The following is a 10,945-nucleotide window of genomic DNA, read 5'->3' as shown; positions in this document are numbered from 1 at the left end:
ATGAAAGTTTACATCATCGGAGCCGGGCCGGGCGATCCGGAATTGATCACGGTAAAAGGAGCGAGACTTGTGGAAACCTGCCCGGTTGTCCTTTATACCGGCTCGCTCGTACCCAAGGCAGTGATCGAAAGAGCGCAAAAAGACGCAATCGTATTAGATTCTTCGAATATGATTTTGGAGGAAATCATTTCCGTAATTCTACAAGCTAAAGAAAGAGACCAGGACGTTGCCAGGGTTCATACGGGAGACCCTTCCATCTTCGGATCCACGGCGGAACAGATGAGAAGATTCGATTTTTTGAATATTCCATACGAGATCGTCCCGGGAGTCAGTTCCTTTACCGCAGCAGCAGCCGCTCTAGGAAAAGAACTGACTCTTCCTGAAGTTTCTCAAACCGTAATCATCACTCGTACCGAAGGAAGAACACCCGTGCCGGATAAGGAAAGGCTCGAAATTCTCGCTCAATCCGGAGCCACTCTTGCGCTCTTTTTAAGCGTTTTACACATTCGAAAGATCGTCGAAAGACTGACTCCTTACTACGGAGAAAAATGCCCGGCGGCGGTCGTCCAGAAGGCGAGTTGGCCGGAACAGAAAATTTTAACAGGAACGTTATGCGACATTGCAGAGAGAGTGAAAACCGAAAAAATTTCATCCACAGCGATCGTTTTTGTCGGTCCGGTTTTAGACTGTTCCGATTTTGCGGATTCCAGATTGTATTCCTCGGATTTTTCGCACGGCTTCAGAAAGGCTAAAAGAAATCCATGAATTCCGACGCACAACATGTGAAAGGACTTGTGATCGTTCACACCGGGAACGGGAAAGGAAAAACCACGGCAGCGCTCGGAATCGTCTTCCGCGCGTTAGGAAGAGGTTTGAAATGCGGGGTCGTTCAATTTCTAAAGGGAAAATGGGAAACCGGAGAAAGGATGTTCGCAAAAACCGTTCCGGAACTCGACTTTTACGTTATGGGCTTGGGTTTTACCTGGGACAGCGACGATCTGGACAAGGATAAACTCGCGGCACAAGCCGCGTGGTCCGTCTCTTGCAAAATGATTATAGAAGGAAATCATAATATTATAATACTCGATGAAATTACTTACGCGTTTCATTACGGCTGGTTGAACGCTCGGGAAGTCGTCGATATCCTCGCCAAAAGACCGAAGAACGTTCATGTTGTAATTACGGGAAGGAACTGCCCGGAAATTCTGACGGACTACGCCGACTTAGTCAGCGTGACCCAAGTCCAAAAACATCCGTATCAAAACGGAATTCCCGCTCAAAAAGGAATCGATTTCTGATGAACGATTCTAACTTTGAAATCAAAATTCCGAGAATCGTAATTTCAGGCACGGGAAGTGGCGTCGGAAAAACCACGGTCGTTCTCGCGCTTACGCAAGCCCTGCAAAAAAGAGGATTGAAAGTCGCAACCTTCAAGTGCGGGCCCGATTATTTGGATCCCACGTATCATTCTCGAACGTCCGGAAAAACATGCCATAACCTGGACGGATGGTTGATGGGAAAAGAATCCGTATTAAACGTCTTTCACCAAGCGTGTCATAACGTAGATATAACGATCATAGAAGGAATGATGGGACTGTTTGACGGTCATTCGCCGGACTCGGATGTCGGCTCCACGGCGGAAATCGCCAAATGGCTCGCCTCACCCGTGTTAGTCGTTGTGGACGCAAGCGGCATGGCGAGAACCGTCTCCGCAATTTTAAAAGGCCTAAAAACTTTCGATTTGGATCTCAATCTCGCGGGAGCTTTTACCAATTTTATCGGAAGCAAATCCCATATTCAACTTCTCAAAAACGCGTCCCCGGACATTCCGATCCTGGGAGGTTTTTTAAAACATCCCGAACAATCGTTTCCGGAAAGACATTTAGGTCTGTATTCCGCTTCGAAAGATAATTTACCCGAACAACGATTCGTTTTTTGGGGTGAAAAAGGGGAGGAATGTTTAGAGATCGATTCCGTTTTAAAAATCGCAGGTTCCGCTCCGAAGATTTCAGGTCCAATCTCTAAAATCAAAACGGTTTCGAGTCGTTGTAAAATCGGAATCGCCCTGGACTCAGCATTCCATTTTTATTATGAAGAAAATTTAATGCGATTGTATAAAGCCGGAGCCGAACTTGTGTTTTTCTCTCCGATCTCCGATTCCCGACTTCCTACCGTGGACGGGCTTTACTTTGGAGGCGGATATCCGGAGCTTTTCGCAAACGCCTTATCAAAAAACGAATTTTTGTTAAACGACATTCGAGAATTCGCATATACGAACCGGCCTATATACGCCGAATGCGGCGGGCTTATGTACCTTTCGAACAAAATCCGGCTCGTTGGAGGGGAATCCCGTCCGATGGTCGGCCTGATACCCGGAACCGTGACCATGCGCGAAAAATTAAAATCCCTCGGTTATGTGGAAGTCGTTACAAAAAAAGAAACGATCTTCGGCGAGGAAGGACTTCGATTCAGAGGTCATCAGTTTCGTTATTCCGATTTGGAACTCGACCGATCGCATCCGATCGAATTGGTTTACAAACTCAGAAAAAGAAAGGAGAACGAAGTAAACGAAGAGGGTTATTTTCATAATTCCGTACTCGCCTCCTACATACACGCGCACTGGGCGTCCAATCCGTCCTTGCCGGAAGGATTTGTTCGATCCTGTTTACGGTTTCCAAGATGATTGATGCGCCTTGTGTAAGGATCGATTCCGCTTCTTGGCTTACCGCAAACTTTGAAGAACCGCATAACGTTCTAAGTTGGGCGATCATCGGAGGCGGTTGGACGGAACAAGTCGATTGTGTTTTATGGCATCGCGTTCGAGACGACGATCTCACCCCGGATATAGATCCGATCGATTACTTCCGCAAACGTTTGCTCCAAAAAGAAGAATCCGGAAACGTTGTCGGCTTTCTCACAAGCGTTTCTCTTGAAAATTATTCGGAAGTCATTTTACAAAAAGAAAATATACGGATCCGATCCGTCGTCACCGCAGGACTTGGAAACTCCGTCCGTATCGGAGACGTTCCTTTCCAATCGAAAGTCTACGGAACGATCAATATTCTTGTACAATGTTCCGCTCCTTTGAATCTGAGTACTTCCTTAGAAGCTATTTCCTTGATCGCGGAGGCAAGAACTCTCGCCGTATTGGAAGCGGGAATACCGAGCCAAGCGGGCCGGAAACTTGCAACCGGAACCGGAACCGATTGTATCGCGTTCGCTTCTCCCGCACGTTACCCGGAATTGCGTTATACGGGCAAACACACTCTTCTAGGTCATCTTATCGGAAAGGCCGTTCACGATTCCGTCGTTCAAGGAATCGCCAACTGGAAAGAAAACGGATCGAATAGGGAATCCATACAACGGAGAAACGAGTGACTGAAGTCATCTTGATCACGGGCGGTTGTAGAAGCGGCAAAAGCGGATTTGCCCTTCAACTTGCAAACAAAAGCGAAGGACAAAAATACTTTGTCGCAACCTGTCCCGTCTTTGACGAGGAAATGAATGAAAGAATTTTAAAACATAAAAAAGATAGAAAGGATCTTTCCTGGGAAACCATAGAAGAAGAATTCAATCTTTTGAATGTATTCGAGTCCGATCGCGTATGGAAACGATCGGTCGTCGTAATCGATTGCCTCAGCCTCTGGATCAACAATCTACTCTATCGTGCAAAAATAGAAAAAACCGAAATCGAGATCGAAAAATATTGTTCGAAACTCGTACAACGTATTCGGAAGTCCGAAGCGGAAAGTGTGATTTTTGTAAGCAGCGAAGTAGGATTAGGACTCGTGCCTGAAAATAAAATAGGGAGAATCTACAGGGATCTTTTGGGAATCTGCAATCAAACAATAGCGCATAACGCTGATTCCGTTTACTTTATGGTGAGCGGCATCCCTCTTAGGATACAAGAAAATAAATTTGAAATTAAAGGGAATCGGAAATAAGTGAATCGATCGGAACACGGAGGTAATCTTTTAGAACTTTCACAAATGGCGGAGTGTAAGCCGAACGAGATCTTGGATTTTTCCACAAACGTCAATCCGCTCGGATTTCCCGAATGGTTACGGCCGTTTATCCATTCCAAAATCAGCGATCTTATTTCTTATCCCGACCCGAACTATACCTCCTTAAAAGAAACTATATATTCAAAATACGGAATACATTCGGAGCAGATCGTTTTTGGAAACGGCGCGTCCGAACTTATTTTCCAGATCCCTTTTGCGATCCGTGCCGATTATGCTTTGATTGCAACTCCTTGTTACGGCGGTTATAAGAAAGCGATTTCGCTCAGGGACATTCCTTGTATCGAACTCCTTCTCAAAGAGGGGAATTTTTTCCGTTTGGATTTTGACGAGATGCGAGACGTCTTAAAATCAAAACCCGATCGAAAGGCGTTGGTCTTTTTAGGACATCCGAATAACCCGACTGGAATCACTCTCGATAAAAAAGAAATTTTAAAACTCGCCTACGAATTTCCAAATTCAAACTTTGTAATCGACGAATCCTTTATCGATTTTTGTCCGGAAGAAACCTCGTTTCTTAGAGACAGAACGGACAACATGATTCTGATTCGATCCATGACAAAAATTCTTGCGATTCCCGGCTTGAGAATCGGAGTTTGTTTTGCCTCTTCTACGATCTGTTCCCTACTTTCAAAAAGGCTCCCCACTTGGAACGTAAATTCTCTTGCCGCTGCGGTTTACGAAAGAGCGCTTTCGGATACGGAATATCTTAAAAATTCGAAACAAAAAGTCCGCGTTTGGAGAAAAAAACTAGCATGCTATCTTTCTAATTTATATTTTCTGCATCTATTTCCAAGCGAGACGAACTTTCTACTCGTCAAGATCTTAAACAATCGGAACACACACGACTTAGTCCGAAAATTGCTCCAAAAACACAGGATCGCAGTTCGGGATTGCGGAAATTTTTCCGGGTTATCCGAAAATTTCATTCGAATCGCGGTTCGCACCCCCGAGGAAAACGAAAAAATCGCGGACGCATTTTCGGACGTCTTATACGGAACGAATAAAATCCGCAAACGTACTAAAAAAAAGCCTGCGATTATGTTGCAAGGAACGGCGTCTAACGTCGGTAAAAGTATCTTAACGACCGCGTTCTGTCGTATCCTCGTACAAGACGGAATTAAAGTGGCCCCTTTCAAATCGCAAAACATGGCTCTCAACTCCTTCGTAACTTTGGACGGAGGTGAAATCGGAAGAGCCCAGGCATTACAGGCGCAAGCCGCGAAAATTATCCCCGACATAAGAATGAATCCGATCCTACTCAAACCTTCGAGCGAAAAGGACTCGCAGGTGATCGTCAACGGAAAACCCGTGGCCGCAATGGATTTCAAGGATTACACAAAATATAAACCGATCGCGTTCGAAGAAGTGAAAAAATCCTTCGATTCTCTTTCATCCGAATATGATGTAATTGTAATAGAGGGCGCGGGAAGCGCGTCCGAAGTAAATCTGAAAAAGAACGATATCGTCAATATGAGAATGGCCGAATACGCCAAGGCCGACGTTTTTCTTGTCGGAAATATAGATCACGGCGGAATTTTCGGCTCGATTTTAGGAACGATGGAATCCCTTTCGGAATGGGAAAGAAAACTCGTTTTCGGTTTTATCATCAATCGTTTCCGAGGAATCAAAGAACTTTTAAAAACGGGCACGGAATATCTCGAAGAATATACCGGCAAACCCGTACTCGGAATCGTACCACATCTTCAAAACCTCGGGTTGCCCGAGGAGGATTCCCTCGAATTTAAATCCGGTGCGTTAGACGACACATCGGAGTTGGGAGAAAGAATCGACGTCGTTTTGATCGACACCCCGAGGATTTCCAATCATACGGACATAGACGCGCTCAAATCCGAACCGGACGTTCGGATAAGGATCGTACGGAACCCGAAGGATTTGGGAGAACCGGACGTTTTGATTCTTCCCGGAAGCAAAAACGTAATCGCCGATTTGAAGCATTTACGAGATATCGGTTTAGCGGATCGAATCGTCTCTCTCGCGCAAAATCAAAACATCGATATAGTGGGGATTTGCGGCGGCTATCAAATGCTCGGAAGGAACATTTTCGATCCGTATAAGATCGAAACCGATCTAGGAAGCGCCAAAGGGCTCGCTCTTTTACAAATAGAAACAGTATTAGAAAAACATAAATTTCTAAAACAAACTTCCGCTGTACATGTTCCCACTGGATGCGAGGTCCGGGGATACGAGATCCATCACGGAAAAACGGAATCCGTCGGAAATACTCGGGTAAATTTTTTAAACAATAGGACCGAAGAGTTGGGACATAGCGATTTAACGGGCAGGATTTGGGGAACATACATTCACGGAGTTTTTGACAAGGACGAATTTCGCAGAAAATATCTGGATCAAATCCGAGTCCGAAAGGGGAAACGACCTTTGATCGACGTCCAAGTCCATTACGATTTGGAGAAGTCTCTGGATAGTCTGGCTACACACGTTAGGCGGTCATTGAGTACCGATCTGATTTACCGAACTTTAGGGCTGGATTAAAATGCCTTGGATCGTAACCGTGTCCGTACTCCTCGATCTGATATTCGGGGATCCGAGAAATATTCCTCACCCCGTACGCGCCATCGGTAAACTGGCAAGAGCGTCCGAAAAATTCTTCAGGCGTCGCTGCACTTCGGAAAGGACCGCGGGAATTTTGGCGTCCTGTTCCGTGTATTCTCTTTCTTTTTTGATACCGTTTTTACTCATCCGATTCTCGAACGAACTTCATCAGGTTATGACAACGCTCTTATCGATCCTTACGATTTATACCACGATCGCGATCCGAGATATGATCGATCATAGTAAAGAAGTTTACGACGCTTTAGTTCAAAAAGATCTTATACTCGCTCGAAAAAAAGTTTCCCGAATCGTAGCAAGGGACACAAAACATTTGGACGAACCCGAGATCATTCGAGCCTGTGTGGAAAGCACCGCCGAAAGTCTTGTGGACGGTATTACGGCTCCGCTTTTTTACGCGGTTTTCGGCGGACCTTCCTGGGCGATGTTTTATCGATCGATTAACACGTTAGACTCCCTTTTCGGATACAAAAACGATCGATATCGAAAATTCGGCTGTTTCCCCGCCAAGATGGACGATTTGGCAAACTACCTTCCTGCGAGAATCACGTCTTATATACTCGTATTTGCATCCTTGATTCTCGATTATAACTTTAAAAATTCATTATATATTCTCCGTAGGGACGGAAGAAAACATCCGAGTCCCAATTCGGGACTCACCGAAGCGGCGGTCGCCGGAGCTTTAGAGATACAACTCGGCGGGACCAATTTTTACGACGGAATTCAAAGTATAAAACCGAAACTGGGCAATCCCAAAAATGAATTTCAAACGGAACAGATTCTTCAAACCAACAAGTTGGTCTTATTAACCTCCGTTTTAACCGCGGCATTTTACGTTTTGATCTATTTGATCGGAGTTTGTTTTTGGGAAGAGTGGAAACTAAAAAATTGAAAAATACATTCAAAAAATCAAATGCGATTTACGTTTTTAGACACGGAGAAACCGAGTGGAACCAAGAAGGTCGGCTCCAAGGACATTTGGAAATTCCGATTACGGCAAAAGGAGAACGCCAATCCGAATCCATAGCCCCGATTTTAAAAAGTAAAGGTGTGGAAATTTTGTTAAGCAGCGACCTTAGAAGGGCCAAAAGGACGAGCGAAATCGTATCGGCAACGCTCGGTTTAGATCCGATTTTCGATTTCGGTTTCAGAGAAGTGTTTTTGGGAGAAGGGCAGGGGAAATTGATAAGCGAAGTCGACCTTTATTTCGGAAAATCCTTTTGGGAACGATGGAACAACCCCGATCCGATTTACGACACACTTTGTTTTCCAAACGGTGAATCGAAACAGGATGTGGACGACCGAATTCATTCTTCCCTTACGGCTAAGATAAACCTTTTTTCCGATCGAGTTGTCGCGTTGTGCACACACGGTTTTGTCATAACGCGAATGTTTAAAATGTATCAATCAAAAACAAAACAAATTCAAAATATTCAAAATACAGAATGTATTGAATTTAATCTCGAAGATATTCTTTCAAGAAGATATCCTTAAAATAAATTAAACCTATAATTTAATAAGGTCACGAGTCTTGTGATTTAAAATTATTTTTTGTAAACGAATGCGAAAGCGATTGTATGTTGCGGCCGAGGAAACTTAGGCGGATGCTTCTCTATGGATCGGCATCCGGGAAAGCAACACTTTAGTTCAAGCAAACAACTCAACGGCGCTGCTCCCTAAGGGTCGCAGCACCGGGAGTAAGATTAAGTTGAAGAAAATAACACTTTAGTTCAAACGCGACCCAGTCCCCCCAGGGCCGGGATTGAATTCGCTCAGATTTCAACCGCCAAACTCACGGTAATTGAAATAAGCAAGGTTTAAACGTTTTTTTTCGTTTTGTCGAGCGTTATTTATCCTTTATGACTCTTTACAAAACGGACAAACGTTAAGAATCATTCCAACTAAGACTTAGAATCATGTTTATTAGTATTATTTAATTTATTTATATATTTTATCATCGGCTTACCCGTCTAACGGTACGAATAAGAGGAAAAGTAAAATGAAAATTAAAGCGAATATGAAACTAAGTGTGATTGGGGCGCTCATTGTGGCGTCTTTCATGAACACGATCACGTGCGAAAGCAATGAACCGTCAAATCTACGTTTGGCGGCGACATTGTACCTTTTGGGAGTCAATACTGAGACCGCCGGCCCTTCGGCGCCGGATCTTCGTTCGGCTGCAACTTTCGCGAGTTTTGGGGGTGGAGCTGGAATTACAAACCAGGGAACCATCACTTCGATTACGGGGGATATGGGAACTACGGGCGCTTCGACTATGATCACCGGATTTCACAATTTAACCTGTGGTTATACGGAAACTCCGTTAAATATCGGCGCAGTGAGTGGAACCATTTATACGAACGTTCCTTCTCCTGCCGGAGTGACCTGTACTGAAGGAACTGCTGCAACCTTTGAAGCTGCGACTACTACTGCCGCAGATGCTTTGGCTGCTTTTAACGATCTTGCTTCCAGACCCAATGGAATGGATCCCGGAGCAGGGCAATTAGGCGGATTAACTTTAATCCCGGGTGTATATAAGTCGGCTGCAGGTCCATTCTTAATTACCGGATCTGATCTAACTCTGGATGCACAAGGAAACGCGGATGCAGTTTGGATTTTCCAGATGGCAAGTGCTCTTACGGTAGGCGCCCCTGCGGCCCCACGTTCAGTGATACTCGTCAATGGAGCTCAGGCAAAGAACGTTTATTGGCAAGTAGGTAGCGCGGCAACTATCAACGGAGCCGGTGGTGGAACCATGGTGGGAACGATCATTGCAAGTGCAGGGATTACGTTTTCTACCGCTGGTAACTTAACCCCGACAACTTTGAACGGTAGAGCGTTAGGTTTGTTTGCTTCGGTGACTATGGTGAATACCATCATTAACTCCAGCGGAGTTCCTGCTGCTGTTCAACCGGCAACGGCTCCTGTGTCCGGTGTTACGGTAACCGGTAGTACTTCGGCTGATGTGGTTGGTGTTGTATCTGGTGGAGGATACATCAACGTTGAGAATAACGGTGGACACGTTGCGGCGACTGAAACAGGTACCGGAACGATCAACATTGTAAACAATGGCGGTGTGCTCACTGCGACCAATACGGGCAATGGTGTGATGACGATTCACAGCAATGCCACCGGTGCAGTAACAGTTACCAACACGGGTAACGGCAACGTGACCGTAAATGCAACGGGTGCGGCCGCGATTGCTCTCACACACACGGGTGATGACGACTATATTTATCCTTAGTCCAATCAATCATCCTCAGGGATGATCTGCGATCGTAGTTTTGGAAGTCGCCCTTGTGAGGCGGCTTTTTTTATACATTCAAATTTTTGGAACCTTTTCCAAAAGGTAATCTAAGTTTTAACGAGGCGACGGCCTCAAAGACGAATGGTCCTCCTACAAAATGAACTTTCTAAAAACGAGCAACAGGCAACTTCCGATAATCATCATTATGTCCCATGAAACTATGAGCCAGATTTTGTCTCATTCTAAATATCCATTACCGGAAGTTTTGTGCTCTGGCATATCGGTAACACTCTAAGACCGGAGACATGGGTTACACTTGATTCGTTGTAGTCGTACACAGGCGTATCGTATTTGAATACTTCTCACTCGTCCTTAAACAGTTCGTCCGTAAATCTTGAATCTCCGACCAATCTACTTTCCAAAAGATTAAACCCGACTCTTCGGAAATACGGTTCGATGACCTTGAGATATTGTTTTTTGGTTCTCACATAAGCGTAAGGATCTTCAAAGTAGATGTCTTTTTTCATCCGGATGTAATCGTCCTTTGTGGGAACGGAGAAATAGAGATACTTAACGATTTTATGAAGTTTTTCAAAAACAGGTTTTAGATCGCCTTTGATGTATTGAACCACGGAATTGCAGATCCCAAGATCGAAGGGAAGATGAACAAAATAAGAAAGATCCAATTCTTGAACGGTTGTATTTAAGACAGAGATGTTCCACGCTCGAATCCATTTCTGAGTCAGAAGTTCGTCGAGCATCTGTTCGGAAGGATCGATGGCAAGAACCCTACCGGGTTTGAAAATTTTCACCATTTCCTTTAAGAGAATCCCCTTACCAAACCCGAAGTCCGCGACTGAATTTACGTCGATTTCCATCAGATTCAGAATCGATTTCGCATAACGTGCATGCTCTTTGGCGTTAAACGTGGCGTCGACATCGGTCCCCGAGCCGTAAATATCCCTCCAATACGCGGTTTCAAACGGCAGTCCGTTGGCTCCCAAGGTCAGGTCGTCCGACTCTTCTTCGACATCGGCTCCGAGATTCAGTTTTTTCTTGTAAAAGGATACGGCGAAATTTTTTC

General features: G+C 44.8%; 10 protein-coding genes. 9 read left to right on the top strand and 1 reads right to left on the bottom strand.

Annotated features, from left to right (window positions below; translation table 11 throughout):
• The 9 genes from cobM (at nt 1) to LEP1GSC060_RS18925 (ending at nt 9,858) form a co-directional block, all read left to right on the top strand.
• Nucleotides 1-765, top strand: a complete 765-nt coding sequence (gene cobM / locus LEP1GSC060_RS06350) for a precorrin-4 C(11)-methyltransferase (protein ID WP_002999303.1) — start codon at nt 1-3, stop codon at nt 763-765.
• Nucleotides 762-1,298, top strand: coding sequence for a cob(I)yrinic acid a,c-diamide adenosyltransferase (cobO, locus tag LEP1GSC060_RS06345; RefSeq protein WP_002998979.1), 537 nt, complete (start codon nt 762-764; stop codon nt 1,296-1,298). Before cobM ends, cobO begins: the two co-directional genes overlap by 4 nt.
• Complete coding sequence (locus tag LEP1GSC060_RS06340; protein WP_002998785.1) at nt 1,298-2,683, top strand: cobyrinic acid a,c-diamide synthase CobB; 1,386 nt, start codon at nt 1,298-1,300, stop codon at nt 2,681-2,683. The genes cobO and LEP1GSC060_RS06340 overlap by 1 nt, the downstream gene beginning before the upstream one ends.
• Nucleotides 2,680-3,378, top strand: a complete 699-nt coding sequence (locus LEP1GSC060_RS06335; RefSeq protein WP_002998987.1) for an adenosylcobinamide amidohydrolase — start codon at nt 2,680-2,682, stop codon at nt 3,376-3,378. Before LEP1GSC060_RS06340 ends, LEP1GSC060_RS06335 begins: the two co-directional genes overlap by 4 nt.
• Nucleotides 3,375-3,944, top strand: a complete 570-nt coding sequence (gene cobU, locus LEP1GSC060_RS06330) for a bifunctional adenosylcobinamide kinase/adenosylcobinamide-phosphate guanylyltransferase (protein WP_002999248.1) — start codon at nt 3,375-3,377, stop codon at nt 3,942-3,944. Before LEP1GSC060_RS06335 ends, cobU begins: the two co-directional genes overlap by 4 nt.
• Nucleotides 3,945-6,536, top strand: coding sequence for a cobyric acid synthase (locus LEP1GSC060_RS06325; RefSeq protein WP_002999183.1), 2,592 nt, complete (start codon nt 3,945-3,947; stop codon nt 6,534-6,536).
• Nucleotide 6,537: 1 nt separating this feature from the next.
• On the top strand, nt 6,538-7,506 hold the full coding sequence (gene cbiB / locus LEP1GSC060_RS06320) for an adenosylcobinamide-phosphate synthase CbiB (RefSeq protein ID WP_002999075.1): 969 nt from the start codon (nt 6,538-6,540) through the stop codon (nt 7,504-7,506).
• Nucleotides 7,503-8,108: a histidine phosphatase family protein gene (locus tag LEP1GSC060_RS06315; protein WP_002999147.1), complete on the top strand. Its 606-nt coding sequence runs from the start codon at nt 7,503-7,505 to the stop codon at nt 8,106-8,108. Before cbiB ends, LEP1GSC060_RS06315 begins: the two co-directional genes overlap by 4 nt.
• Before the next feature lie 505 nt (nt 8,109-8,613).
• Nucleotides 8,614-9,858, top strand: coding sequence for an ice-binding family protein (locus LEP1GSC060_RS18925; RefSeq protein WP_002998956.1), 1,245 nt, complete (start codon nt 8,614-8,616; stop codon nt 9,856-9,858).
• A gap of 365 nt (nt 9,859-10,223) precedes the next feature.
• On the opposite strand, the gene LEP1GSC060_RS06305 is transcribed toward LEP1GSC060_RS18925, so the two are convergent.
• On the bottom strand, nt 10,224-10,910 hold the full coding sequence (locus LEP1GSC060_RS06305; RefSeq protein WP_155119641.1) for a class I SAM-dependent methyltransferase: 687 nt from the start codon (nt 10,908-10,910) through the stop codon (nt 10,224-10,226).
• Nucleotides 10,911-10,945: the final 35 nt, after the last annotated feature.

This window comes from Leptospira weilii serovar Ranarum str. ICFT, assembly GCF_000332415.1.
GTDB lineage: Bacteria > Spirochaetota > Leptospiria > Leptospirales > Leptospiraceae > Leptospira > Leptospira weilii_A.
This window is presented reverse-complemented; position numbering and strand designations above follow the sequence as displayed.